Below are 24,759 nucleotides of genomic sequence, written 5' to 3' on the forward strand. Positions count from 1 at the left end.
ATGTTTTTTCAAACCGCACAAAATACGTTTGTAACCATATTCTGGACCTTATTCGGAATCTACTTTGCCTATAAACTCTATCGTTCGATCCGAATTGTTTCCGCTCAGGATTGTATCGTAGTCGAAAAATTCGGAAAGTACAGCCGAACCTTACACGCGGGCCTACATCTTCTCTGGCCGTTTATCGAAAGAGACGCCTACTATCACACCCTCAAAGAACAGGCGACGGACGTTCCGCCGCAAACCTGTATCACGAAAGACAACGTAAAGGTGGAGATGGACGGAATTCTCTATCTCAAGGTTTTGGATCCGCACAAGGCGAGTTACGGAATCAACGACTACCAGTTTGCTTCCTCTCAACTCGCACAAACCACAATGCGCGCGATCATAGGAACGATGGATCTGGACGTTACCTTTGAAACCAGGGACGCGATCAACAGCAAGATTCTCGAAGTTCTGGACTTAGCAACCGAGTCCTGGGGAATCAAAGTCAATCGTTATGAAATCGTAAACATCACTCCTCCCAAGTCGATTCTCGAAGCGATGGAAAAGGAGAAAAAGGCTCAGATTACCAAAAAAGCTCAGATCTCACTTTCCGAAGGGGATAGAGACGCGAGAATCAACCGGTCCTTAGGATTCAAAGAAGAAGCGATCAACAAATCCGAAGGGGAAAAACAAAAAAGAATCAACGAAGCGGAAGGGGTCGCCAAAGAAGTGGAAGCGATCGCGGTCGCAACCGCAAAGGGAATCGAACTCCTCGCGCAGTCCATCAACTCGAAAGGAGGAAAAGACGCGGTCAAACTCAGGATCGGTCAAAAGTTTATCAAAGAATTTGAAAAGATCTCCGGTAAAAAAACCGAAATCGTTCTTCCGATGAATCTCACCAATTTCCGTTCCATCTTGAAATCGGTTTTGGGAACCGGCGATTCGTCTTCGACCAAAGGATAAGAATTTTTGGTCCTTCCGTGCAAAAGCCGGTTCGGACCGAATTCTACTGGAAATCGGACTTAAAGTCCCTTCCACCCTTTTCAAAAAGACATGCTTTGTCGCAAGAATCGGTACTCGACGTTTTCGTTGAAAAGACGTCAAAAATCGGATATAGAAACCGAACGAAAGGGCTTTTTCAAAAAGACTTGTTCTGATTAAGAAATCGGAACTTCCCAGTTTTGAGAAGATGCGGTTTGAAAAGCGACATCGAGATCGAAATTAAAAAACCCGGCTTAAGGCGGCCGGGTTTTTATTTACCAGAAATTTAGAATATACTATTTTTCTAAAATTACAGCCTTCTGCTCTGATCCACAATCTCCGTGATCTGAATCCCGTAAAAATCGTCCATAGCCACAAGTTTTCCCCGACCCACCAAACGACCGTTCGCAAGAATGTCCAAGTCTTCGCCGACATTCTTGTCAAGTTCCACGACGGTTCCTTCATTGAGACCGTTTACGTCCTTGATATACATGTTCGTTCTTCCGAGCTCCACGGTGAGAGCGAGGTTCACGTCCATGAGTAAGTTTAAGTTCGTGGATTGAGACGGAGAGGTTTGACGACTGGAAGGTCTCGGCGCCGATGTAGGAGGTGCGGAAGGTCCGAGGGCCGCAGAAATATCCGCAAACGAAGGAGAATCCGATCCTCCGCCGCCAAAGGTATCACCGCCGCCGCTTCCTCCGCCGCCTAAGAGAGAATCCAATTCTCCACTGAGATTGAAATCGGATCCTCCACCCCCGCCTCCGGCCGGTGCATCTCCGCCTCCGCCCGTTAAAAGCGCGTCTATATCTTCCTGTGAGAGTGACCCTTCTCCCATTTTTCCTTCTCCTAACCGAATCCGATAGTAAAGAAATCGACAGAATCTAAGATTCCTACAAGAGTATTTTCAGATTCTTACGAGGTATTATTCGATTGAGTTCCTCTTTTACACCCGACACTTCTTCCGGAGAACTCCCCCTTTCCGAAGTCGATTTTACAAAAACCAAAAGTTTTCTTCACGGGGAACTGACCGCGCTCGGATTTTCAAACGCCGATCTTCCCGTCGTATCTTCCGAAAAAAAAGATCTCAAGATAGAATTTCCAGTGCCTTCGATTTCCAAGTCCGCCCTTTTGGATTGTCTTCAGATTCTAAAAAACCATATCGAAAATCTAAGAATTCATACCTTTGAACCCGGCTATTACTGCATTCAGGCCCTCAATGAGAATCTTTTTGAAACCAAAAATCTACTCGATACGATCCGATTTCGATTCTACTCCGGAAGAACGAAAAATCGAGTCGAAATCACAAAAAAGGGAGATTTCACAAGAGAGGAACTCTTCGCGAGCCTTTCCCTTTTTAAATTCCTAAAATCCGGAAATAACGCGGAAACCGCGAAGCCGGAAGAATTGCTGGCCGCTTTGGGAGTGGAAGTTTTCGATCCGATCGAAGCGGAGAAAAAGGGAAAAGCGCTTACCTTTGAACACGTCGCCGGGTATGAAGGTGTCAAACAACAGATCTTAGAATCCATCATCCTTCCCCTCAAAAATCCGAATCTTCTTTCCGAGGTTTCCAAACTGACTAGGAAATTTCCGACCGATATCCGCCCCCGCGCGGTCCTTTTTGAAGGAGATCCAGGCGTCGGAAAGACAACGATGGCGAGAGTAGTTTCCTGTATGACGGGGCTTCCCCTCATTTACGTCCCGGTGGAATCCATTATGAGCAAATACTACGGGGAAAGCGCTCAAAACATGGCCTATGTTTTCGACGCGGCCGCCCTCTTTCCGGCTTGTTTGATCTTTTTGGATGAAATCGATTCCTTAGCCGGCAGTCGGGAAGAAGGAATGTTCGAGGCCACTCGTAAAATTCTTTCGGTTCTTTTGCGCAAGATCGACGGATTCAGTAGCCAGAGGAATTCCATAACGATCGGGGCAACCAACCGAAAACAAGATCTGGACCACGCCCTTCTCTCTCGTTTTGACAGATCCATCTACTTTCCGTTACCCGACGCAGTCGAAAGATCGAAGGTTCTGGAGACATATGCGATCCATCTTACGGAAAAGGAAAGAATCCAAATCGCCGAAGGGCTCAAAGGACATTCCGGGAGAACCATCCGCGATTTCTGCGATCTTGTGGAAAGAAAATGGGCTTCCTACCTCATTGAAAAAGGATTGAATCCGGTCCCACCACCGTATGAACTGTATCTGGAAACTAGCTCCGTATCTTCGAAATAATCGCTGATTTTTCAATAAAAAGTGGTGCATTCATTCAATCCGGAGTCTATTATTCCGATAATACACATAGGGTTCTAGAATCAGGTCAGGCCTGATTGCAGAATTCAAATATCCGCTTCACTAAGGACAAGGGGAAATGAAACTTCAAAAGTTATTTTTAGTGGTTCTCGTAGCAATTTCAACTGCGGTATTTTCTCAGCAAAATTCCAACGCAGAACAGAAATCACCGTCGGATGCGCAATTGGGCGCGTCCATTCTTGATACGGAAAAGAAACTGGATGAGAAAGTATTCGAACTCAACCAAAGACTCACACGTCACACGGTTCTCATGAAAATGAAAGTTCGGGTTCTTCCTTTTAGAACGGTTCTTTTTAAAGGAAAAGCGAACAACGACGAGTGCACTCCGGCGCTCAATCAGGAAGATCCCGCAAACAACTGCATTCGTGTAGAAGTTTACGATTTCATCCGCGACGAAGAAAGAGGTTTGAATAAAGTCGTTCAAGGTTCTCTGGCGAAATACATGGAAATCTACTTCGAAGGTCAGAACAGCAACGATCCTGAACCGAGAACGGAAGCTCCCAGAAACATCAACAGACTCAAATCCAAAATTTATAAAAACAATATGATTTTAGAAGATAAGATCATTTCCGAAGTGATCGACAGAGGGCCGAACACACAGCCGGCTCACAACGATAAGGTGGAAATCTTCTTTCAAAAAGACGGATATCCGGAATACGGTCGTCCGGAAACCCCCGGTGAAAAAGGTGTTGGAAAATACATTCTTGCCGGTGTAGAAAACACAAAAACTCACCCGATCCGTAACTCTTTCAAAAAAGAATTTTATATTAAACACTTGGATCAGTTTGATAGACTCTTCACTAAAATTTTCGATTATAACGATCAGTTAGGAAACGAAAATTACAAAGAGAACGTAGACGCTCTGAAGGAATCTCTCCGCTACTAAAAAGTGCGTTACATTCTCCCCTGTCCCCGATGCCAGACGGAACTCAGAATTCCCATTGATTTGGGAAAACTGACCGTCCGGTGTCCGCGGTGTTACGAATCATTCTTGTTCGATCCGGATTCTACCGGGCAATACAAGTCCGGATATTTTGAAACGGACTCGAAAGCAAACAGTCCTTATCGAAAAACCTCCCTGGAATCTTACTGGGAGAATTTAAAACATTCCTTTTCCGGTTTCAAAACAAAATTTCGAAACATGGGAAGTCTGGGCCAAACACCCGGAAAACGATTCGCAAGAAATCTTCTTCTTTTCCTTCTTGCCATCGGAATCGTTCGGACTTGTTTTTTTTCGCCGTTTCATGAAGTTCCAAATTCGGGTCCGATTCCGAATTCTTCTCAGGAGCCGCAAGAATCGCCCACTCCGGAGCCTTCCGTTCCAAACCCACCCACCGAATCCGAACCCAATCCGAAATTTCAAATCTAATCTTTGATTTGCGAAAGTGAACCTATTGATCTGCAAAGAAGAATGGAGAATCGCGGGTTCGAACCGTTTTCGAATCGTCGATCCAATCAAGATCAAACATATATCCGAAATTTTGCGGAAACAAATCGGGGATCGACTCAGAGCGGGAATTGTCGATCAAAGTTTTGGACAATTTAGAATCGAAGAATTGAGCCTAAAGGAAATCGTAGGAACCTACAAACCGATTTTAACCCCGAAACGCCGGATACCGGAAGTGCATCTTTTGCTCGCAGTCAATCGTCCTCCGACGGTTAGAAAAATTCTTGAACTCGCGGGAACCTGGGGCGTCTGCGAGATTCAATTCTTTCTAACAAAAAATTCCCGAAGGGATTATCTCACCTCCCCCGTTTGGAAATCGGAAGAGATCGAAAAGGAACTTTTGGAAGGAATGGAACAGGGTAAGAACGTTTTTTTACCCAAAGTCGCATTGGATTCTGAAAATCGGCCGGAAACCGTCTTTCTTGAAAAAACAAAAGACCGGAAGTTTCGATTTCTTTTTTTATTGGACCGAAAGGGAAAAACGATCTCTCGAATCTTCGAAGAACCGTATAACAGAAATTTAGAATATTCAGAAAATAGAATTTTAGTAGCGATCGGTCCGGAAAGCGGTTTTGTAAAAAAAGAAATAGATTTTTGGAAGGACAGCGGATTTGAAAGTGTCACCGTTTCCAGTAGAGTTTTGAGAACCGAAACCGCCGTGGCTTTTTTACTTTCGAGATTAGAAGAAGAATCCCTCTTTCTAAAAAGTTAGATTGCTCGAAAATAAAATCTTTTGCTCGTCCTGAGCGAGATATTGATTTGAAGCCGTGTCATAGACCCATTTTCTTACGTTCTGGAGACGAACGGCGGCAAATCCGAGATTTACCGCGAGTTCCAAAGCCCCTTGAGATCGATCGTCCAGAATAAAGGCTTCTTTATTTTCGTTAAAACCTTTTTTCATATAATATCCGTTTACCAAGAATAAGGTTCCGAGAGGAATATAAATTCCTAAAAAGACTCTGGAGTTGTCGGGTCCTGAATAGTTTTCGTAATTTCCTTCCACCGCAATTTTATAAAAACTAAAAAGGACAGTCGTAAAATATCCTTTGACCTTAGGGCCGTTCGGATCCTTGAGTTTTGCGGCTTCGAGTTTTGTCTGAGGAATATTGCTTTGTAAATTGCTCTGATACCTTTCCAATTCGTAAAAACTGTCAAAATACATAGGAATATAATTCGAAGTCATACTCCGATATTCCGGTTTGATCTGCATATAAATATCTTTTCCGCCAAATCGCAGAATCGCACCGTAGTGGGTTCCTTGAGCTCCGTCGATCTGCTTGATCTTGTTAACGTCGTAATACGGAGTAAGTTCCACGTATTTCGCGCTGAGAAGCTTGTATTCAAAGTCGTATCCGTTGATGGTCAATTTTTCAACCGACTTTACGAGGGGGTTATCATTGTCGTCGACTCTGAGTTTTCCCGTGGTATCGAACTTTAACTCGGTGGGAGCCTTGTTGTCGAAAGCGGTGGTATAACCGATCGCAAATCGATTGGTAAAATTATCTTGATTGAAAAGTTCTTTTAGATTCTGATTTTTCTCGGGTTTTTTATCCGCAGGAATCATCTCTTCCTTTTTTTCTTTTGTCTTTTGGTCTTCGATCAAGGCCCGGTAGGATTCTTTTTCTTCCGCCCCCACTTCTTCATAAACTTTCTTCCTGCCCGCTTCGTCCGCGACATTTCCTTGTCCCACGGTCAGCATCGCAAAGGTCTTGGATCTTCCGGTAATGATATCATAGAGCTTGAATCCTACCGCAAAAGGTCGTATATAAACTCGCGCCGAACTGACCTCCCGTGAATAGATTGAGTTTGAAAAAACCTGAACTCCGCCGAAGTCGCTGTTCATATCGGCTTGGAGACCGACGTTGTAGACGTCCAACCTTTGATTGTTGATATACCGGTTTACGATGGTTCCATGTCCGATATAACCGTCGAACATCTTCCCCAAATACGCGGAATATGTAATTTCACCGGGAGTGTATTTTCCGAACTGACCAAACCAAATATTGTTGATCAAACGGAGATAATCGCTCTTTTCGTTGTAATCAAAGGCTCTCAGTTTCCCGATCTTAGAATTTTCCTGTTTGGGCTCCACGTCATACAGAAGGAAGTTCAGAGGAACCGTAAGGGAAGCTCCAAAATCCCCTCCGAAGTTGAAATTTGCAGTCGGGGCGACGTAAAGATAATAATCCTTATCGTATTTATTGATCCCCATATCATAAGTAAAAGGATCTTTCGGATGCATATACTGTCTCCCAGGCGGGGTCCAAAGCTGCGTCCCTTGCGCAAAAATCCCGGAAACGGTAACTAAAAATAAAAAGAGGAAGGAAAGGAAGTATTTCGAACGTTGGATCATAATTTGGATCAGTTTGTGCATCGAAGTCTCTCGAAGAAACTTCGTCAAATTCTCTCCGTCAAGAGTCTCTGACCATTATCGGCTCCGAAGAGGCCACTTTCTGAATTTACAACCACCGAAATTCCGGAAATTACGCTGTGAATTGGCATCAGAGAGAGAATGGAATCAGAAACCCTAGAAAATGCAATGGAAATTTTTTGCCAAACCCATTCGCATAAACAGATTTTTAGTTTAATATAACAGATTTTTGTTTGACTTATTCTGCATCCGTTCCAGGATTCGAAAAAAGGAGAACTAGATTCTATGCCAAGAAATTATAAACCTGAGACCATCGCCCTTCACGGAGGTCAAACCCCCGATCCTACGACGACTTCCAGAGCCGTTCCACTCTATCAAACGACTTCTTACGTCTTTAAAGACACAGATCACGCCGCCAGACTCTTTGGCCTGCAAGAATTCGGCAATATCTATACAAGACTGATGAATCCAACAACCGACGTTTTGGAACAAAGAGTGGCCGCTTTGGAAGGTGGAGTTGCCGCTCTTGCTACCGCATCCGGTCAAGCCGCAGAAACGTTAGCACTCTTAAATATTGTGGAAACGGGTCAAGAAATCGTCGCCTCCGCTTCTTTGTATGGAGGAACCTACAATCTTCTTCATTATACGTTTCCGAAATTGGGAATCAAGGTTCACTTTGTGGATCCTTCCAATCCTGAAAATTTTAGAAAAGCGGTTAACGACAAAACCAGAGCCTTCTACGCCGAAACCGTCGGAAATCCAAAGTTAGACACATTGGACCTGGAAGCCATTGCAAAAATCGCTCACGAGTCGGGAGTTCCCTTCATCGTAGACAACACTCTTCCTTCTCCTTACTTGGTAAATCCGATCGAACACGGGGCCGATATCGTAGTTCACTCGCTTACAAAATTTTTAGGCGGTCACGGTACTTCCATCGGCGGAATCATCATCGATTCCGGTAAGTTCAACTGGGGCAACGGTAAGTTTAAGAATTTTACAGAACCCGATCCAAGTTATCACGGACTGAAATTCTGGGACGTCTTCGGAAAGTTCGAACCGTTCGGCGGAGTCAATATCGCTTACATCATCAAAGCAAGAGTACAAGGTTTGAGAGATACGGGTGCGGCCATTTCTCCTTTCAACGCTTGGCAGATCATCCAAGGTGTGGAAACCCTTCCTCTCCGAGTCCGTAAACATTCTGAAAATGCTTTAGCCGTAGCGGAATATCTCTCCAAACATCCAAAAGTATCCTGGGTAAATTATCCAGGCTTGAAAACTGATAAGAATTACGCCCTTGCGAAAAAGTATCACAAAAGAGATCTTTTCGGCGCGATCTTAGGCTTTGGCGTCAAAGGGGGAGTTGCGGAAGCGAAGAAGTTCATCGACGGACTTGAGTTATTCTCCTTACTCGCAAACGTGGGAGATGCGAAATCACTCGCAATTCATCCAGCTTCTACAACCCACCAACAGTTGAGTCCGGAAGAACAGCTTTCTGCAGGTGTAACTCCGGATTTCGTTCGCCTCTCGGTGGGTCTCGAAAACATTGACGATATTCTTTTCGATTTGGAAGAAGCTCTGAAGAAAGTTTGATCTTGCACGGACTCAAACTTTTTTAGGTAGAGAAAGCCGCTTTTCTTTTCAAAACCGGTTCTAGAAAGTAACTGAAAAGTTATCCGGTCGGAAGAAAAGTGGCAACCAAATTGTATGAATGAACCGGGATCGATCGGAATTGTAGAAACAAAATTTGCCGAGTTCAAAGAACTTCCTTTGGACAACGGGTCCGTCCTATCTCCGGTCACAATCGCCTACGAAACTTACGGTTCTCTTTCCGCATCCAAAGACAACGCAATCTTAATCTGTCACGCTCTTTCCGGTGACGCTCACGCTGCCGGTTACAACTCGGAGTCCGATAAAAAACCCGGATGGTGGGACGATTATATCGGACCGGGAAAGTCCTTTGATACGAACCAATACTATGTCATCTGCTCCAACGTGATCGGCGGATGTAAAGGTTCTTCCGGTCCCCTTTCGATCCATCCGGAAAGCGGAACTCCCTACGGCTCTCGATTTCCCTTCGTTTCCATCCAGGACATGGTGCGCGCCCAGAAACTTTTGGTGGAATCTTTAGGAATCTCCAAACTCCTCTGCGTGGCGGGAGGTTCCATGGGCGGAATGCAAGCATTAGAATGGAGCATCGCTTATCCGGATTCTCTGTTGAATTGTATCGTGATGGCTTCCAGCGCGGAACATTCCGCGATGCAGATCGCATTCAACGAAGTCGGAAGACAAGCGATCCTCTCCGATCCGAATTGGAACAACGGCCTCTACGCAGAAAATTCTCCGCGCAAGGGTTTGGCGCTCGCGAGAATGGTCGGTCATATCACCTATCTTTCCGATGACAAGATGCGAGAAAAGTTCGGCAGGAATCCGCCTCGTGGAAACATTCTTACCACCGACTTTGCAGTCGGAAGTTATCTCATCTATCAAGGTGAAAGTTTTGTGGATCGGTTTGACGCGAATTCCTATATCTATGTTACCAAGGCTCTGGATCACTACAGTTTAGGAAAGGGCAAGGAATTGACGGCGGCCCTTTCTCCGGCGACTTGTAGATTTTTAGTCGTCTCTTACAGTTCGGACTGGTTGTATCCGCCCTCGCAGTCGAGAGAAATCGTGAAGTCTTTGGAAGCCGCGGACAAACGGGTTTTTTACTTGGAACTGCAATCAGGAGAAGGTCACGATTCTTTTTTACTGAAGAATACGAAACAAATCGAAATCCTCAAAGGGTTTTTAGAAGGTTCGAATTAATTCGGTCATGACACCTCTGGAAAAAAAAACATCCGTCGATCTCACTCTCAAAGAAAGACCGGACTTTGCTTACATTCTCAATCTGATTCCCTCCGGTTCGAGGGTTTTGGATCTCGGCTGTGGAAACGGAACCCTCCTCTATCTCTTAAAGGAAAAAGGAATCCGCGGTCAGGGAATCGAAAAGGACGAGGATTGTATCGTGGAATGTATCCAACGCGGGGTTTATGTTCATCACGGGGACATCGACGAAGGACTGGAACACCATCAGGACAAACGTTTTGATTTTGTGATTCTCAACCAAACGATCCAGGAAACAAGAAACCCAGGAGAGATTTTGAAAGAATCCTTGCGGATCGGAAAAAAAGTCATCGTCGCGTTTCCGAACTTCGGCCACTGGAACGTCCGTTGGACGATCTTGACGACGGGAAAAACTCCCGTCACGGATTTACTTCCCTATCGATGGTTCAACACTCCGAACCTACACTTTCTTTCGGTTTTGGACTTTTTAGAATTCTGCGAGATTCAAAAATTTAAGATCGAAGACCGGGCTTATTTTCGGGATTTAAGCCGAGTCAAATTCAGACCCAACTTCTTTTCCAAACTGGCGCTTTTTGTAATCTCTTAAGAAAGAGAATGTTTCAGTCCGATCTCTATGAGGTCTGCAAAAACCTCTTCCATCGGAATATTCGCGGCCGCGGCCTGTTGTGGAATGAGACTCGTCTCCGTCATTCCGGGTAACGTATTCGTTTCTAAAATATGAGGTTCTCCGTTGACGATGATAAAATCGGTTCGAGAATAACCTCTGCATCCCAGAGATCGATGTGCGGAGATCGCCAGCTCCTGAACACGTTTCATCTGATCGTCGGGGATTCTTGCAGGAGTGATTTCACTGGAGCCACCCGATTTGTATTTGGACTCGAAGTCGAAAAATTCTCCACCGGGAACGATCTCGGTTGCGGGTAACGCGATCGTTTGTAATTCTCCGTTTCGATACCGTTCCAAAACTCCGCAGGAAACTTCCGTTCCGGCAAGAAAGGCCTGGCTCATCACCTTAGATTCGGTTTGAAGGATCGCGCCGAGTCGGGTTTCGAGTTGAGAAGAATCATTGATCTTATGTGTGGAGACGCTCGAACCTCCTTCTACGGGTTTGAGAAATTGAGGGAACCCAAGACTCGCAAGTTTTGTAACCGCAGCTTTGGGAGAAGAATCGTATTCTTCTTTCCGAATTTCAAAAAACGGGGCGACTTTCTGTCCGGATTGCAGGAAAATTTGATTTGCTCGGGTCTTATCCATAGCGATCGCGGAAGCGGTCACGCCAGACCCGGTGTATGGAATTCCCAAAACGCTCAAAAAACCTTGAATCGATCCGTCTTCCCCCTTTCCACCGTGAAGACCTAAAAAAACAATCTCGGCATCCAAGGACGGAAGAATCGGAGATCGTTTTACACCGTTCCTTTTTTGAAACCCTTCTAAGAAAGAATCCGGAGAATTGACTGACTCAAATGGAAGCTCCAACCGATACTCTAAAGGAACCACCCAATCTCCTTCCTTGGTCCAGAGAATGGGTTTGACCGAATGTCCCATCGTATGCAGAGTCTTACAAATAAAACAACCGGTTCGAATCGAGATACTGTGTTCCGTAGAACTGCCACCAAAAAAGACTGCGATCTTAGCCAAGAAAATTTCTCCAAAAGAAATGGGATCTATTCAAACTTCGGAAAGAAGTTTAGAATCTTTTGCATCCTAATTCTTCTCTTCTCCTCTGAAAACATCTTTTCGGAATATCCTTCCAAACCGATCGGAGAATTCAAATCGGAGTATGATCAGTTCTGGTTTTTGTATCAGAAAGAAATCCGCGCCGGAGAATCCGAAATCATCTTTCGTCCGTTCTACTCGAGTTATAAAGAGGAAAAGTCGGCCTATCGTTTTCAGACCTTTCTTTATCCCATCTATTACAGCGAAGAAACCAAGTATTGGAAGGTTTGGACATTTCTGTTTTTTATCACGGGAACTTCTCAGTTGCACGAAGACACGGGAGAAGATTCGGACGTGTTGACCCCGCTTTTATTTTGGGGATCAGGTGATACGGAAAGAGAAAAGTATTTCGGTTTTTTTCCGTTGTTAGGAAGAATGCGGAACAAGATCGCCTATTCCGAAATCAGCTTCGCACTCTTTCCTTTGTATTCGAACTGGAAACACAAGGACTACGAAGCGACCGCGGTTTTGTGGCCGCTCTTTCTCTACGGCTCTTCGGAAACAAGAGAAGAGTTTAGAATCTTTCCACTCTACTCCAAAAAAATCCACCGCGGAAAGTATGAACGTTATTCTTTTCTTTGGCCTATTTTCCAGTGGGGAACAACTTTTCAAGACAAAAGAGAACCCGTTCATTACACAATCTTCTTTCCATTTTTCGGAATCAAAAATTCGGAAGCGGGAAATATGAAATCGAGGGGATTTTTGATTCTTCCGTTATTGGGATCCTTTATCGGCTACGGATACGACGATCGAACGGGAGAAAAGGATTTCAACGCCCTCTTCTTCTTTATTCAGTACGGGAGCAACCAGGACGAGGATTATAAAAAGTTAATTCTTTTTCCTTTTTACGGAAACTATCGCTTTGCATCCAAAGAAACGACGTTCGTAAGTCCGTTTTACTTTCGACTTAAATCCGACACGTATCACATCCAATCGGAGGATACGTTTTTGATTCCGTTCTTTTTCAATTCGAGAAGACATTACGTTCAATGGGATCGGGACGAACGTTATCTCAAAGTATGGCCTTTCTTCAAATACCAAAAAGACAGGGAAGGAAACGTGATCTGGAATCTTCTATCGCTTTTTCCGATCAAATCGGAAGTTGTGGATCGAATCTGGGATCCTCTTTGGTCCGTCGTGGAATATCAAAAACTATCCAACGGAGAAAAAAGATTTTCCGTTTTGATGAGGGCGTATTCCCAGAGATGGACCGAGACCGAGTTTCATGCAAGCATTCCCTTTGTTTTGGAACTTTCCCTGACTCCCGAAAAAACGTCCTGGAAATTCCTTTACGGTCTCATCGGTTATGAAAGAATCGAATCGAATCGGAATCTGCAACTGCTCTGGTTTATCAAAATATGATTGAAAGTTTAAAGTCCAGATCCACCGAATTCTTTTACGCGAGCGGTTTTACGATCCTCCTCGTATATGAGAGTATTCTAAACCTTCCTTACAGCTTTTTTAAAAGAAAAGAAATCCTGGATCAGATGTATATCACCGGAGTGGGAAGTATCTCCGTCGTTTCGATCGTCGCGGTTTTTACGGGAATGATCATGTCGCTGAACACAGGTTTGGGTCTTAAAGACTTCGGAGCGGAAGGACAGATCGGACTTCTGATGACGATCACACTCACTCGGGAGATGTCTCCGTTTATGACGGCGTTGATTCTTTCCGCGTCCATAGGATCCGCGATGGCCGCCGAGATTGGAACGATGAAGGTCTCCGAAGAAATCGACGCTTTGGAAGTGATGTCCATCGATCCCGTGCGTTATCTGATCTTTCCGAGGATCCTCGGCTTTTCCGTCATGGTCCCGGTTCTCTGCGTTTATTCCACGATCCTCGGAATCATCGGAGGAGCGATCGTCGGTTATTTCCAATTGGGAATCGACTACTTTACTTATTTCAGGGATGTATTTGATCGAGTCGCCTCGATCCCAGGACTCAAAGACTTGTATGTGGGAATACTCAAAGGATTTATTTTCGGAGTCATCGTCTCCGCGATTTCGTGTTCCCACGGATTGAGAACTTCGGGCGGTGCGATCGGAGTCGGACGTGCCACAAGAGAATCGGTTGTTACTTCCTTCTTGATGGTAATCTTTACCGGATATATGATCACCGCCCTTCTTTACAGAGAATAGAAATGGAACCACTCGCGATCGAACTCAAAAACATCCATAAAAGTTTTGGAAGTAGAAAGATACTTTCAGGTTTGGATCTCCAAGTGCGAAAGGGAGAAACCTTGGTGATTGTAGGTCCGTCCGGAACGGGAAAGTCCGTCACACTCAAACATATCACGGGACTTCTCGAACCCGATGCCGGAGAATGTTATATCTTCGGAGAAAGTATTTCGCGAGTAAAAACTAAGACCAAGGAAAAATTACGCGCGCGAATGGGAGTTTTGTTTCAGTCGGGCGCCTTGATCAACTGGTTGACGGTTTTCGACAACGTTGCACTTCCTCTGAGAGAACACAAACTTGCGACCGAGGAAAAGATCCGCGAAATCGTAATGGAAAAATTAAAATTAGTGGATATGGTGATCGCAAAGGATAATTTTCCGAACGATATTTCCGGCGGGATGAAAAAAAGGGCCGGGATTGCGAGGGCGATCACGACCAATCCGGAAATCATCCTCTACGACGAACCTACTTCGGGTTTGGATCCGGTCATGTCTAACGTAATCAACGAACTGATTCTTGAAATCCAAAAAGAAACGGGGGCCGCACAGGTTGTGGTCACTCACGATATGTCGAGTGCGTATATGATCGCGGATCGAATCAGCTTTGTTTATAAAGGAAAGTTCGTTTTCACGGGAACGCCGCAGGAGATTCAAAACTCTGACAACGAACTGATTCAACAATTCATTCACGGCAAAACCAAGGGGCCGATGATCCTGGAAACAAAATAGAAACGATCGAGAGATCCATTAGGAGAAACGAATATGAGTTCACTGCGTTATTTACTCGTCGGAATCATCTTTACCGCCGCTGTCGGAGTTGTCGGTTATTTTACGATTATCACCGAAGGTGGCCCCGTGAAAAAACGCGGAGAGTTTATGAAGATCACGTTTCGAAATGCGGAGGGAATCAAGGTGGGAAACAAAGTAACCGTACAAGGGGTTCCCTTTGGTTATGTTTCCTCGATCCGACTCATCCAAATCGACGAAAACGGTCTCGAAGTACAAAGCGGTGATCTGGGAATCGGAACGAGAGTCGAAGTCACACTCCTCTTAAAAGAAAAGATCAGACTCTACGACAACTATGACATCATCATCAAAAACGAAAGTCTTTTGACCGGTCGCGTCATCTCGATCGATCCGGGAACAACCGATCCGGAATCTCAAAAACTAAAGGCAAGATCGACTCCCGTAACCATGATCGACTACAAAACGGCCGGAGCCTTAAAAGGAAGGGTTTTGCAGGACCCATTGGTGAGTTTATCGGAACTCATTTCGGAAAACCGGGGAGATATTCGAAGAACGTTTTCCAACATCGCGGATATCACGACAAAGATTAACACCGGAGACGGAAGTTTAGGAAGACTGATCAACAACGATGACGTCCATAAAAATGTAAACACCGTTTTGACCGACGCTCAAATCGTATTGCGGGAACTCAGAGAGGGACTCGAGGACACGAGAGAACAGGCCCCTGTAACAAGCTTTATCAGAGCGGCCTTGAGTGCTTTCTAATATTACAATTTATTTTATTTATATATTCTAATGAACAAATATACAGTTTCCATCATAGGCACCGGAATTATGGGGAAAGGCATCGCCTCCAATCTTCTAAAAAATGGTCACAAGGTTCGATTGTATTCCCGTAGTCCTGAAAAAATCGAAGATTTAAAAAACGAGAATTCTCAAATTTTTAACAACCCAAAAGAAGCTGCAAAAGAAAGTGAGCTCGTAATTCTCTGCCTTACCGAAGACGAAGTCGTCGAAAAGGAAGTGATACGATCGGGTTTGCTCGATTCAAATCCGAAAGTGATCCTGGATTGCGGAACCACTTCCCTTCCCCTCACCTTTCGTCTGGCAAAAGATTGCGCTCAAAGAAAAATCAGATTCTACGATTGTCCGATGACGGGTTCTAAAAACGCAGCAAAAGACGGACAGATTCTTTTTATGATCGGCGCCATCGAGGAAGAAGTGGAAGACGTTCGATTCTTCTTGGAAGCTTGTGGAAAGAATACGGTCTATTGCGGTAAGATCGGAGACGGACAAAAAGCAAAGCTCGCATTGAATCTGATTCAGGCCGGAATCTTTGAAGTGTATATGGAAGGATTTACTCTCGCTCAAAACGCCGGAGTGAATGCGGAAACCCTAAAAGAAATTCTTCTTCAATCCGCCGCAAAATCCGGAATCGCCGAGTTTAAATTTCCTTTTGTGTTCAGTGGAAACTACGAAACCCATTTTTCACTCAAGAACATGAGAAAGGACGTCTATCACGCAATGGAGCTCGCAAAAGAATCCAAAACGTCCCTTTCACTTTGTCAAAATCTTCCCGCAATTTACGACGCAGGAATGAACGCAGGTTTGGGAGAGAACGATTTTTGCAGCCTCAACGAAGTCACAGCGAAGATCCATCCTCCCAAATCAGAGCGTCCGTAATCGCTCTTCCCTCCTCGTTCACCTTCAAACGAATATGAACGTCTTTCTCTTTACGAAGACGCGCTTCGTAATCGAGAGCCTTTTGTTCATTCACGTAGTATCTTTCGTTTCCAATCTTAAATCTTCCGTACTGGCAGATCCCACGAAGATACACCCGGCACAGTTCACGACTCTTCAGAGTGTCCGGCTCGCATTTTTCAACAAAAAGTCCCTCACCTTCCAGAATTTTTCCGGAATGAGAATAACAAACGCAATGTGAATTCTCCGAGGCTTTGTGATTCGAAATTCTTTCCGAATCGTTTCGCAGACAAAGAGCCTCCGTCTGAAAGGAAATATTGTAACGAAGATAATGACCCGCGAGGAGATCTCGAGGATCATAACCTGCAATCGGAAGAATCAATTCTTTCCCTGACTTCTTTGCAAATTCGAGATATAATATTTCCGAAGCGAAGAATAAAACCGGAATCCCAAAGGAAAACAGAAGCAAATACTTTAGAATTCTCATTCTTCCCCTCCGAGTAGGTTCCTTACTTTAGTCTTGTATTTCAAATATCCGACCGTAAATCCGATGATCAAAAGTCCGGAAAGAATCAATCCGAAACCGGTGTAGGTCAGAGAACCAAAGACGTCGAAGTAAAAATACAAAAAACGAATTCCGATGATCGCGATCGAAAGATCGAAGATTCTTTTGTGGGAACGAAACGCAGACGCGATCCCCAACCAGAAAAAAATAAACAAAAGCGCGGGAATCAAGGAGATCGAATAATTCCAAACATAAGAAAGAATGGACGTGATCGGAACGTATTGAAACGGAAACGGGAAATAGAGAAAAAACAAAAAGACGGAACTCAAAGCCAAAGACTTTTTCTGGCTGATCGAAAAGTCCTTATTGGAAACGAGAAGCAATCCGGCGGGAACGAGCGCGAGCAAACGGAAACAAAGTTTCAACCAAGGAAATCCCGCGACGGAATGAATCCAACCCAGGTCCTCCAATATTTCCGGAGGAGTTTTTTCTACAAATCCCCGATAGGAACTCCCAGCGATCAAAAACAAAACGGCCCAGAAAAAAAAACTTCCCTTTCTCGAATCCAAAGAAAATTTTTCGGATACTAACCAAAGCGTAAAGTATCCGACCGTGGATAGAAAGAAGTATTCCGGCCAGTGAAAACTCTGAATCGAATATTCTTTTTCAAAAATCCATCCGGTGAGAAAGATCTGAAAACCGACGAGCCATAAATGTAAAAAAGTTTTGGAATCCGTAGAAATCAAAAATAAGATATTCAGAATACACCAGAGCATAGCAGCTTCGTAGTATCTTCCTTCTAAGTTGTAAACCTGTGAAATGAGTCCGATCATTCCCAAAATCAAAATGGAATTGAGAACGATCAACACCGTGAGAAGATTCGGATTCTCTCGTTTTAAAAATCCGGCGGTTCCGATCGAAGTCAAGACGAGGAGCGCGGCGCCTAACTTCACAAAATCCGAAATTTCTTCCCAATTGGCGGCGATCACTGCGATGATCCCGATTCCGATCACCACAACTCCTAAAATTAGAAATGAATAATATAAGTAAGGAGTCTTTTTGTTTTCTTCAAAGCGGAGAATCGATTCGGATTGTTCCGTGCCGATCAGCCCCGCTTCCACCCATTTTTTAAGTTTGTGTTCCAGACGCATAGATGGAGAAACTTTATCTATGCGTAATCAGAATACAAGAAATTTTCCGATCGTCTCCGATCCAGTTCTTGCGAAGTCAGGATTCGGAACGAGTTTTTTTTGAAGTGGAAATTGCGAGAAATCAATTTGAAAGAATGTTCTTAGACGAAAGCACTCTTTCAAATTCAAAAGGGGAGAGATTCACTAAACCTTCGATCAACTTCTGAAAGGCTCTTGAGAGGAAACATTCTAAGGTCTTCACTTTCCAAAAGCAAAGAAAAAAGCCGCTCTCGAAGCTGCGGACCTTAGGAATCAAAGAACTATTCCGCTTCGTCAAAAGCCCGTTTCATTACGGATTGATATCGAGCGGAATAGAGATTTTCAGAAGTCGCTTTTGGATTTCCGATCTTTTCCAAACGTTTTCGATTCTCTGCGATTCGATCTTCATTGAGAGGATGTGTGGACAAAAATTTGATCACACGTTTGTCGGGATCCACCCCACCTTCTTCCTTTTCTTTTTTTTCGATCAGAACAAAAAAAGATTCGAGAGCACCCGGATAGTATTTCGTGGATTTCAAATATTCAAAACTCATTTCGTCGGCTTCCGCTTCTGCGGAGCGACTGTTGGCGAGGGTCAAAATTTCTCCGCCCACTCTCGATCCCAGGTTGATGAGATTAGCCGCGTCCGAACCCAAAAAGATCGTAAGACCGATATAAATCGTGAAGTAGATTCCCAAAGAGCTGATGATCTGTTTCACTGAATGCCTTTTTTCAGCGTGTGCGATTTCATGCGCGAGAATGGCGGCGAGCGTCGCCTCGTCTTGGATGAGCTTTAAAAGACCGGTATAGACAAAAATATAACCGCCCGGAGTACAAACGGCGTTGATCGTATCGTCGTCGTCGAGGATGGAAATTTTATAAGGAAATTCTTTTTTGTATTGGATCTTATCCGATTTTAAAATTTTTTCGGCGACGGACTTTACATACTTCTCAAGAACCTCATTCTTGAGGATATGCATTCCTTCCTTTCCGTCTTTTGCGTTTTCTAAAAATGATTTCCCGATTTGCAGATCCAATTCAATCGGAACGACGGATTCGATGATAACACCGCAGCCCCAGAACGAAACGACGGTTATGAATAGAGCTAACTTCACTACGATCTTTTTCATACGGAACATTCTTTTCCGAGAGGAACTTAGAATCATAGCAGAATTTTTATTCTACGCTGAGAGTGGCTTCGTATCCGCCATACGCGCGAATATTGATGACCCCGGATTGAAAGAGGAGATACTGTCCTTTGATCCCGGTAAGGACGTCTTCTATGACAAGATTTTTTTCCGGAGATAAGGAAAGAATTTTTTGAGGAAACTGTAAAACCGGATATCGAATCCGAGTCGGTTCTTCTTGAGGCGACACCCTGTAGTCGAGATCAAAATCCAAGTCCTCAATCTTTTGTAAGAATTCTTTTTTTCTTTCGGAAAGATCGATCTCCTCCGGATCCCCCGAGACCATCTTCTGCCAAGTCGTTCGATCCGATAAAACCTTGGACAATTCTTTTTCAATGATCCCCGCGTCCCTTCTCGAACTCACTTCTACCAAAGGAATTCCTTGGACGGCTCCCTGATCCACCCAACGGTTGGAAACCGGATTCTCCTTGGTGATTCCAACCTTGATCGCCGAGCTGTTCGCCAAATAGACCGTATGCGGTCGAAAGCAGTGAGAATCGCCCCAATCCGGTTGTCTGCAAGTTCCAAGATGAAAGTGACAGGTATCGGGTCTTAGGATACAGAGATCGTTTTCCGCGAGCGTTTGAAAACACGTAAAACAGTTTCCCTGGTTGAAACTTTTTTTGGTGATACGTCCGCAGGAAACACAACGGATCCTTCCCGTAAACTCGAGTTTGTATTTTTTACCGAGAGAATTTAGAATATTAGAATCTTCTTGTAGATGACTTTCCTGTTTTTCTGAGGTTTCGGTTTCATAAGTCGCACAGTTCCAAATATAACGGACGGGATCAATTCCTTCGTGATCCATCATTCTTAAAAAACCGGAGACGTTTTGTTTCATGGAAATAGGATTTCTCTTCCGGAAAGCGGTCTTAAAATCGGATCCACTTTCACCTCCAGAATACCATTCAGCTTAGAACCTGACCAATCAAAAATGAGAATTCGATCCTGAAATTCGTAGTGGCTCAAGTGACCGCTGGAAAGATAAAAGGCGCGGAGAGAATCCCCCGGGTTTTCGTCCGATGTGATTTGTACCACATTCTTACCGGAAATCGTGGTTCCTGTATAAAGTTGAATGTTCTTTAATTCTTTCGAAGAAGCATTCGGTTCCGTTTCCATAATCTGCATCGGTTCCTGAGAAGAAGTCGGGTGTTGGTGCCGAAGCAATCCGCAGAAAAAAGGCCCGGGAAGTTCGGGAACGGAAACAAAACAATTGGACTTCTCCCACTGTTGTTCCTGGCTCGTAGGATAAACTCCTCGAAGACTCTGAGCGACTTTCGCGAACGTATAATACTTCAATCTTCCGATCAAGTCCTTTAACTGGTATTCCTTCCAAGAGCCGGCGTCGGCTGACAACGATACATTCAAAAAGAAGAATGTACTAATGCCGAGGATCGTTCGTAAAAGTGTTGTTCTTACTCTTTCCATATCAGTAGAGATAGTATTTTTGAATTTTCTCATTGTATTCTTTTTCGGTAGAACTCAAGAATTCTGAATACTGCTCATATGTTCTTCCGGATTCGATCGCATTCCGAAAAGATGAGGTGCCCCAAAGAAAATCGATATTGTGGGTTCCATCCGGATAGGATCTCCATTTAAAATCCTTTCCGTAAGAATTTTTGATTCCCGCGATCAACTTATATGCCATTTTTAGTGGATCGTATTTCCGATTCACAACCGTTAGACGAAGACCTCTGCAGATCTCATTCTTAAAAGGCCCGAAGACGGGTTTGAAAAATACGGTCTGATAGTAATAATCTCCGCCGGAATTCTGGTTTAATTCTTCTGCTAATTTTTCGGGTTCGATCATCCAAGGCGCTCCGAAATAGACAAAGGGAGCGGTCGTTCCGCGACCGACGGAAACATTCACACCTTCTAATAAAACAAGACCAAGGTAGTTGAGCGCGGAATCCACCATCGGAAGATTCGGAGAAGGAGTCGTCCAAGGAATTCCTTCCTTGTCCCAATCGAAAGAACGTTTTGCATTTTTTGGAGAAAGAACTTCCAACTGAACTTTTTTTGCGAGGTATTCATTGTTGTAAAAGTTCGCGGATTCTCCCAGAGTAAGTCCGCTGAAAAAGAGAGAAGGAAATTCTCCAGCAAAGTTAAGAAATTTCTTATCGATAATTTCCCCTCTTCCTTTTAGATACAAGGCCGGATTTACGTGATCGAGTAAAATCAGTCTCGTCGAAGCTGGATCCGGAATTCCATCCATGATTCTTTTTAAAACCGTGAGATAAGTGTAACATCTCATTCCCATATCTTGCACGTCGAAAAGAATCGCGTCCGCACCTTTGAGAATCGCCGGAAGTTCTGCGTTCTTGACTCGATAGATATGATAGATGGGGAGATTGAAAAACTCGTCAACGGTTACGGGAGATTTGCTAAAGTCTTCTTCTAAACCCAAGAATCCGTGTTCCAGTCCGATGAGATGTTTGATCTTTACGTCGTGTTTTTTAAATTCTTTGATGATCCTTTCGGGACTTCTTCCGATTCCGGATGGATTTGTGATGAGAATGACGTTCTTTCCGGAGAGTCCGGGAAGAACCCTTGTGTAAAATTCGTTTTCAGAAGGAACGAGCTTAGAATCCGAAATATGTTTACGAAATCCTTTTTCCGCGCAGGCAACCGAAGGAAGGAAGAGAAAAAAAATGACTAAGAGGAAGAATTTTTTCTTTATTTTTGTGTAGAGCATCCGAAAATTCCTATTTTGTTTAAGAAAATCCCTCAAACCTATTCTTCAAGGAGAAAAACGACAAAATGAATCGTTTCCCTACCATCAGGCTCATCGCAGCCTTAGCAGTGATTTCGTTCGCAGTCAACTGCGGTTCTTCCGGATCCACTCGTGGAAAAAAGAAAGAATTCTACGAAAAAGAAGGTAACAAAGTTACCGTGATCGGAGAAGCGCCTATTTATAACGGCGACAAACAAATCGCAAAACAAAGGGCTTTGAAAGACGCAAAGATCAACGCAGTTCGAAAAGTGATCGGAGAAGAAATCAGCAACAAGAGCAAGGCATCCGACGGAGAGAGTTTAGGTTCCAGCCTTCTTTCTAAAACCGACGCTTTTGTAAAAAGTTATGATATCATCGACGAAGCGGAAGGAAAGATCGATACCCAACCGATGTTAAAACTCACAGTAAGATGTGAAGTGGAAGAATCCAAAATTTCCACCGCGGTGGATAATCTTCTTGCAGACGTGGGAAATCCAAGAGTTGCAGTTCTTGTTCTTGGAAAAGTCGGAGGAGCTCCGGTATTTCCTGCTGGTCCGAATAATTTCGGCGAAGCGGAAATCATCAAAGCTCTGAAGAAAAACGGAAACAAGATCATCGATCCGGCTTTAACCGCGAAAAAAGTAAGTAAGAATCAAGTGGATCCGGAAAAAGTAGAAGGATCTCCTTTGATCAAAATTCTTTCTGAAATGCTCCAAGCGGAAGTTTTGGTTTTAGGAACCGTTGAAACCGAAGATCAACAACCTCTGGAATCCGTTAACGGAAAGGCTCTTGAAAGAACCATTTACAACACGGCGGCGACAGGAACGTATAAAGTAGTCCTTCTTTGGGGAGACGGAAAGATCGTTGATAGCGGAACTGCGGATGGACGCGGAGCGGACATCACTCAGAAAGTTTCGCGAGAAAAAGCCGTTTCCGAATGGGCCGCATCCGTTTCTAAAAAAGTAAACACGCAGTTGAAAGAAGAATGGTTCAACCTCACTGAAAACAACCCGATCGTTTTGAAATTCACCGGTTTGAACGCAGACGAAGCGACCAAGTTCAAAGATGATCTTACGGAGTTTACCGCCGCAAAAGAAGTGAACGTAAGAACTTCCGATACAAGCGGTTCCGAGTGGGAAGTGATCTATCCTGGAAAAGATTCCCTCTTTCAAGAAGAATTGGTCTATAAAAAAGACAGAGGATTTTCTTTCTTATCGAGTAAGTCATTAGAAGTAAAATCGGCAACTCGCGGAGTTGTAACTTTGGAATTCAAACCTCTGAAGTAAAAAATTAATTTCTAATTCGAGAATATAAAATGCCCGGGAAGTTTTGTCCGGGCATTTTTTTTGTACTCTTAAGAGTGATTGTGGGAACTACGACAATCTTTGTGAGAAGAATTCTATTTGTAAAAAGAAGGATTTTGTGATAGAGGGATCTTCCGCAAATCTTCCCCGCCTCCTCCAGCCAACGCATAAACCTTACCCACAAAGTTGTCTGGATCGGACGAAGATTTGTCGGAACTACGACGTTCTTCTGTAAAAGTCGCGCGGCCCCACCCAAATTTCGGGTGGAGGGGCGGGTGGTGGAAAAAACCACGATTGACTTTCCTATATCACAAAATTCTAATTTTTCAAGCACAAATCCGGGTGTAGGAACTCCTACAAAATTCCTTATCTCGGAAAGTTTCTTGTTACACCCACTCAAGAACTGCGGGTCAGGTTATGCAACGAGCTGGAGACCAGAGTTTTATTTCACGGCAGAAATTGGAACTACTACCGGAATCGTTTCGAAAAACGACATCCTTCCGTCGATGATTTGCATTCTCCAACTGCAAAGTATTGGAATTCCATGAGAAGTTGTCGGAATTACGACAATGGCTTCCAGGAACGAGGCACACCCGGATTCTAAAGAACGTGGCAGAAAGAAGACTTTAGACTTTCGTTTTCCACGTCGGTTTCATCTTTCAGCAGAGGAAAATTTTCTTCTACTTTTGTTAGAAGTCCAAAGAGGTTTTTTGAAAGCTCCGCTCTCTTGTTCGATCGTATCGCTTTCAAAAAGAAAAGACCGTAAACCGTAAAACCATAAAGTAAGAATCGACTCGATTCTTGGGGGTGGTTCCTACATTCTTCAAAAAATTGCGGAATCAAGTCCCTCCGAAAAAATTACAGTCTTTTAAAAAATCTTCCATCGTTTGCGACTGGTCGATCCTTTCATAAAAACTGCAAACGGAAGTCTTTTCGCACTTGGGTGAAAGTCGTAATCTCGGTCAAAGTTTCGAAAAATAAATCCTGAGAACGTTTCTTCTCCGAAATTACTCTCTTCCTACAAAATTGGCTCACGGATTGTGCAAAAAAAAATGAATTATAAATTGAATCACAAAATCCGATTCATCACAGTGAGATTTTAAATTTCAAGATTCAACAATCGGGAATTCAGACTTTGTTTATGTCAAGTTCTCAATCGACAACTTCTATGAATACCAATCGACTTTCATAGAACCTTGATCCCGCTCAATCGAAAATCTTTTTCAAACGATAATAATTAGAATACTTATTCTTAAACAAATCTCACAAAAAGATAAAATTTTAAAATATAAAATCATAAACAAACTATAAATCAGGTATAAATATCACATTTATTTAATATAACGCTCGATATTTAAGGTATGTATTTTTATTTTTTTAGATGAAATTTCGCCTATCGCCGAAAGCGTGCCTTCAAAATCAAATCGGAGGAAAAGGAATCGGAAAATAAACAAAAATCCATTCAAACAAAAGTATATTACATTTACTCAATAGAATCATCCGGATAGTTATTTATCTGTATGAGAATTCTAAGAATCTCAAAGAGGAAAACTTATGAAAAAAACAATTTCTTTCTTCATACTGGCTTACGCAATTTTAGCCAATT

General features: G+C 43.6%; 24 protein-coding genes (1 of these 24 cut by a window edge). 15 read left to right on the top strand and 9 right to left on the bottom strand.

The genetic code is table 11. From position 1 onward, the window contains the following. Positions 1–948 (top strand): SPFH domain-containing protein, encoded by a 948-nt coding sequence (locus JWG45_RS16545; RefSeq protein WP_205280732.1) that lies wholly within the window; start codon positions 1–3, stop codon positions 946–948. 328 nt (positions 949–1,276) lie between these two features. On the opposite strand, the gene fliN is transcribed toward JWG45_RS16545, so the two are convergent. Then, complete coding sequence (fliN, locus tag JWG45_RS16550) at positions 1,277–1,801, bottom strand: flagellar motor switch protein FliN (protein ID WP_205280733.1); 525 nt, start codon at positions 1,799–1,801, stop codon at positions 1,277–1,279. 95 nt (positions 1,802–1,896) lie between these two features. Here fliN and JWG45_RS16555 point away from each other — a divergent pair, with 95 nt between their 5' ends. The 4 genes from JWG45_RS16555 (at position 1,897) to JWG45_RS16570 (ending at position 5,432) form a co-directional block, all read left to right on the top strand. Then, entirely contained in the window at positions 1,897–3,195 is a 1,299-nt protein-coding gene (locus JWG45_RS16555; RefSeq protein ID WP_205280734.1) for an AAA family ATPase, read from the top strand. A 136-nt stretch (positions 3,196–3,331) separates the two neighbouring features. Next, the gene (gene fcpB, locus JWG45_RS16560) at positions 3,332–4,159 is read left to right on the top strand and encodes a flagellar-coiling protein FcpB (protein WP_205276110.1); all 828 of its coding nucleotides are present in this window, start codon (positions 3,332–3,334) and stop codon (positions 4,157–4,159) included. Between the two features lie 60 nt (positions 4,160–4,219). Beyond that, positions 4,220–4,642: a hypothetical protein gene (locus JWG45_RS16565; RefSeq protein WP_205280735.1), complete on the top strand. Its 423-nt coding sequence runs from the start codon at positions 4,220–4,222 to the stop codon at positions 4,640–4,642. A gap of 16 nt (positions 4,643–4,658) precedes the next feature. Next, complete coding sequence (locus tag JWG45_RS16570; RefSeq protein ID WP_205280736.1) at positions 4,659–5,432, top strand: 16S rRNA (uracil(1498)-N(3))-methyltransferase; 774 nt, start codon at positions 4,659–4,661, stop codon at positions 5,430–5,432. On the opposite strand, the gene impL63 is transcribed toward JWG45_RS16570, so the two are convergent. Next, complete coding sequence (gene impL63, locus JWG45_RS16575) at positions 5,421–7,073, bottom strand: cytoplasmic membrane protein ImpL63 (RefSeq protein ID WP_205280783.1); 1,653 nt, start codon at positions 7,071–7,073, stop codon at positions 5,421–5,423. The genes JWG45_RS16570 and impL63 overlap by 12 nt on opposite strands. A gap of 303 nt (positions 7,074–7,376) precedes the next feature. Here impL63 and JWG45_RS16580 point away from each other — a divergent pair, with 303 nt between their 5' ends. The 3 genes from JWG45_RS16580 to metW all read left to right on the top strand — a co-directional run bounded on the left by JWG45_RS16580 (position 7,377) and on the right by metW (position 10,521). After that, the gene (locus tag JWG45_RS16580; protein ID WP_205280737.1) at positions 7,377–8,681 is read left to right on the top strand and encodes an O-acetylhomoserine aminocarboxypropyltransferase/cysteine synthase family protein; all 1,305 of its coding nucleotides are present in this window, start codon (positions 7,377–7,379) and stop codon (positions 8,679–8,681) included. 114 nt (positions 8,682–8,795) lie between these two features. Beyond that, the gene (gene metX, locus JWG45_RS16585) at positions 8,796–9,896 is read left to right on the top strand and encodes a homoserine O-acetyltransferase MetX (protein ID WP_205280738.1); all 1,101 of its coding nucleotides are present in this window, start codon (positions 8,796–8,798) and stop codon (positions 9,894–9,896) included. A 7-nt stretch (positions 9,897–9,903) separates the two neighbouring features. After that, positions 9,904–10,521: a methionine biosynthesis protein MetW gene (gene metW, locus JWG45_RS16590; RefSeq protein WP_205280739.1), complete on the top strand. Its 618-nt coding sequence runs from the start codon at positions 9,904–9,906 to the stop codon at positions 10,519–10,521. On the opposite strand, the gene JWG45_RS16595 is transcribed toward metW, so the two are convergent. Then, positions 10,518–11,573, bottom strand: a complete 1,056-nt coding sequence (locus JWG45_RS16595) for a D-alanine--D-alanine ligase (protein ID WP_205280740.1) — start codon at positions 11,571–11,573, stop codon at positions 10,518–10,520. The genes metW and JWG45_RS16595 overlap by 4 nt on opposite strands. On the opposite strand from JWG45_RS16595, the gene JWG45_RS16600 reads away from it, so the two are divergent. Genes JWG45_RS16600 through JWG45_RS16620 form a run of 5 tightly spaced genes read left to right on the top strand, consistent with a single transcriptional unit; the run spans position 11,529 to position 16,257 of the window. After that, on the top strand, positions 11,529–13,013 hold the full coding sequence (locus JWG45_RS16600) for a hypothetical protein (protein WP_205280741.1): 1,485 nt from the start codon (positions 11,529–11,531) through the stop codon (positions 13,011–13,013). The genes JWG45_RS16595 and JWG45_RS16600 overlap by 45 nt on opposite strands. Then, positions 13,010–13,789: an MlaE family ABC transporter permease gene (locus JWG45_RS16605; RefSeq protein WP_069607160.1), complete on the top strand. Its 780-nt coding sequence runs from the start codon at positions 13,010–13,012 to the stop codon at positions 13,787–13,789. Before JWG45_RS16600 ends, JWG45_RS16605 begins: the two co-directional genes overlap by 4 nt. A 2-nt stretch (positions 13,790–13,791) precedes the next feature. Continuing rightward, positions 13,792–14,556, top strand: coding sequence for an ABC transporter ATP-binding protein (locus JWG45_RS16610; RefSeq protein ID WP_205280742.1), 765 nt, complete (start codon positions 13,792–13,794; stop codon positions 14,554–14,556). Positions 14,557–14,589: 33 nt separating this feature from the next. After that, on the top strand, positions 14,590–15,339 hold the full coding sequence (gene mce / locus JWG45_RS16615; RefSeq protein ID WP_205280743.1) for a mammalian cell entry protein Mce: 750 nt from the start codon (positions 14,590–14,592) through the stop codon (positions 15,337–15,339). Between the two features lie 30 nt (positions 15,340–15,369). Then, positions 15,370–16,257 (top strand): NAD(P)-dependent oxidoreductase, encoded by an 888-nt coding sequence (locus tag JWG45_RS16620; RefSeq protein WP_205280744.1) that lies wholly within the window; start codon positions 15,370–15,372, stop codon positions 16,255–16,257. Here JWG45_RS16620 and JWG45_RS16625 read toward each other — a convergent pair. The 6 genes from JWG45_RS16625 to JWG45_RS16650 all read right to left on the bottom strand — a co-directional run bounded on the left by JWG45_RS16625 (position 16,217) and on the right by JWG45_RS16650 (position 21,831). Further along, positions 16,217–16,762: a GDYXXLXY domain-containing protein gene (locus JWG45_RS16625; protein WP_205280745.1), complete on the bottom strand. Its 546-nt coding sequence runs from the start codon at positions 16,760–16,762 to the stop codon at positions 16,217–16,219. The two genes, JWG45_RS16620 and JWG45_RS16625, sit on opposite strands and share 41 nt — an antisense overlap. Beyond that, on the bottom strand, positions 16,759–17,931 hold the full coding sequence (locus JWG45_RS16630; RefSeq protein WP_205280746.1) for a DUF2157 domain-containing protein: 1,173 nt from the start codon (positions 17,929–17,931) through the stop codon (positions 16,759–16,761). The genes JWG45_RS16625 and JWG45_RS16630 overlap by 4 nt, the downstream gene beginning before the upstream one ends. A gap of 299 nt (positions 17,932–18,230) precedes the next feature. Continuing rightward, the gene (locus tag JWG45_RS16635) at positions 18,231–19,079 is read right to left on the bottom strand and encodes a M48 family metalloprotease (RefSeq protein ID WP_456298543.1); all 849 of its coding nucleotides are present in this window, start codon (positions 19,077–19,079) and stop codon (positions 18,231–18,233) included. A gap of 46 nt (positions 19,080–19,125) precedes the next feature. Beyond that, positions 19,126–19,977, bottom strand: coding sequence for a DUF2797 domain-containing protein (locus JWG45_RS16640; protein ID WP_205280748.1), 852 nt, complete (start codon positions 19,975–19,977; stop codon positions 19,126–19,128). Further along, the gene (locus JWG45_RS16645) at positions 19,974–20,597 is read right to left on the bottom strand and encodes an LIC_11883 family protein (RefSeq protein WP_205280749.1); all 624 of its coding nucleotides are present in this window, start codon (positions 20,595–20,597) and stop codon (positions 19,974–19,976) included. The genes JWG45_RS16640 and JWG45_RS16645 overlap by 4 nt, the downstream gene beginning before the upstream one ends. Next, positions 20,566–21,831, bottom strand: coding sequence for an exo-beta-N-acetylmuramidase NamZ family protein (locus JWG45_RS16650; protein ID WP_205280750.1), 1,266 nt, complete (start codon positions 21,829–21,831; stop codon positions 20,566–20,568). Before JWG45_RS16650 ends, JWG45_RS16645 begins: the two co-directional genes overlap by 32 nt. A 65-nt stretch (positions 21,832–21,896) precedes the next feature. On the opposite strand from JWG45_RS16650, the gene JWG45_RS16655 reads away from it, so the two are divergent. Together JWG45_RS16655 and JWG45_RS16660 are read left to right on the top strand one after the other, a co-directional pair. After that, the gene (locus JWG45_RS16655) at positions 21,897–23,135 is read left to right on the top strand and encodes a lipoprotein LipL46 (RefSeq protein WP_205280751.1); all 1,239 of its coding nucleotides are present in this window, start codon (positions 21,897–21,899) and stop codon (positions 23,133–23,135) included. Positions 23,136–24,707: 1,572 nt separating this feature from the next. Beyond that, positions 24,708–24,759, top strand: partial view of a c-type cytochrome gene (locus tag JWG45_RS16660; protein WP_205280752.1) — the beginning only. 485 nt of this gene lie beyond the right edge of the window; only the first 52 of its 537 coding nucleotides appear in the window; it begins with the start codon at positions 24,708–24,710; the stop codon falls past the right edge of the window.

The sequence above is a fragment of the Leptospira ainlahdjerensis genome (assembly GCF_016919175.1).
Taxonomy (GTDB): domain Bacteria; phylum Spirochaetota; class Leptospiria; order Leptospirales; family Leptospiraceae; genus Leptospira; species Leptospira ainlahdjerensis.

Coding starts and splice junctions, on each gene's coding strand:
- metX (WP_205280738.1), top strand. CDS start 8,796: ATGAATGAACCGGGATCGATCGGAATTGTAGAAACAAAATTTGCCGAG.
- JWG45_RS16655 (WP_205280751.1), top strand. CDS start 21,897: ATGAATCGTTTCCCTACCATCAGGCTCATCGCAGCCTTAGCAGTGATT.
- JWG45_RS16605 (WP_069607160.1), top strand. CDS start 13,010: ATGATTGAAAGTTTAAAGTCCAGATCCACCGAATTCTTTTACGCGAGC.
- JWG45_RS16610 (WP_205280742.1), top strand. CDS start 13,792: ATGGAACCACTCGCGATCGAACTCAAAAACATCCATAAAAGTTTTGGA.
- JWG45_RS16630 (WP_205280746.1), bottom strand. CDS start 17,931: ATGCGTCTGGAACACAAACTTAAAAAATGGGTGGAAGCGGGGCTGATC.
- fcpB (WP_205276110.1), top strand. CDS start 3,332: ATGAAACTTCAAAAGTTATTTTTAGTGGTTCTCGTAGCAATTTCAACT.
- JWG45_RS16640 (WP_205280748.1), bottom strand. CDS start 19,977: ATGAAACAAAACGTCTCCGGTTTTTTAAGAATGATGGATCACGAAGGA.
- mce (WP_205280743.1), top strand. CDS start 14,590: ATGAGTTCACTGCGTTATTTACTCGTCGGAATCATCTTTACCGCCGCT.
- impL63 (WP_205280783.1), bottom strand. CDS start 7,073: ATGATCCAACGTTCGAAATACTTCCTTTCCTTCCTCTTTTTATTTTTA.
- JWG45_RS16650 (WP_205280750.1), bottom strand. CDS start 21,831: ATGCTCTACACAAAAATAAAGAAAAAATTCTTCCTCTTAGTCATTTTT.
- JWG45_RS16580 (WP_205280737.1), top strand. CDS start 7,377: ATGCCAAGAAATTATAAACCTGAGACCATCGCCCTTCACGGAGGTCAA.
- fliN (WP_205280733.1), bottom strand. CDS start 1,801: ATGGGAGAAGGGTCACTCTCACAGGAAGATATAGACGCGCTTTTAACG.
- metW (WP_205280739.1), top strand. CDS start 9,904: ATGACACCTCTGGAAAAAAAAACATCCGTCGATCTCACTCTCAAAGAA.
- JWG45_RS16625 (WP_205280745.1), bottom strand. CDS start 16,762: ATGAGAATTCTAAAGTATTTGCTTCTGTTTTCCTTTGGGATTCCGGTT.
- JWG45_RS16635 (WP_456298543.1), bottom strand. CDS start 19,079: ATGAAAAAGATCGTAGTGAAGTTAGCTCTATTCATAACCGTCGTTTCG.
- JWG45_RS16620 (WP_205280744.1), top strand. CDS start 15,370: ATGAACAAATATACAGTTTCCATCATAGGCACCGGAATTATGGGGAAA.
- JWG45_RS16645 (WP_205280749.1), bottom strand. CDS start 20,597: ATGAGAAAATTCAAAAATACTATCTCTACTGATATGGAAAGAGTAAGA.
- JWG45_RS16545 (WP_205280732.1), top strand. CDS start 1: ATGTTTTTTCAAACCGCACAAAATACGTTTGTAACCATATTCTGGACC.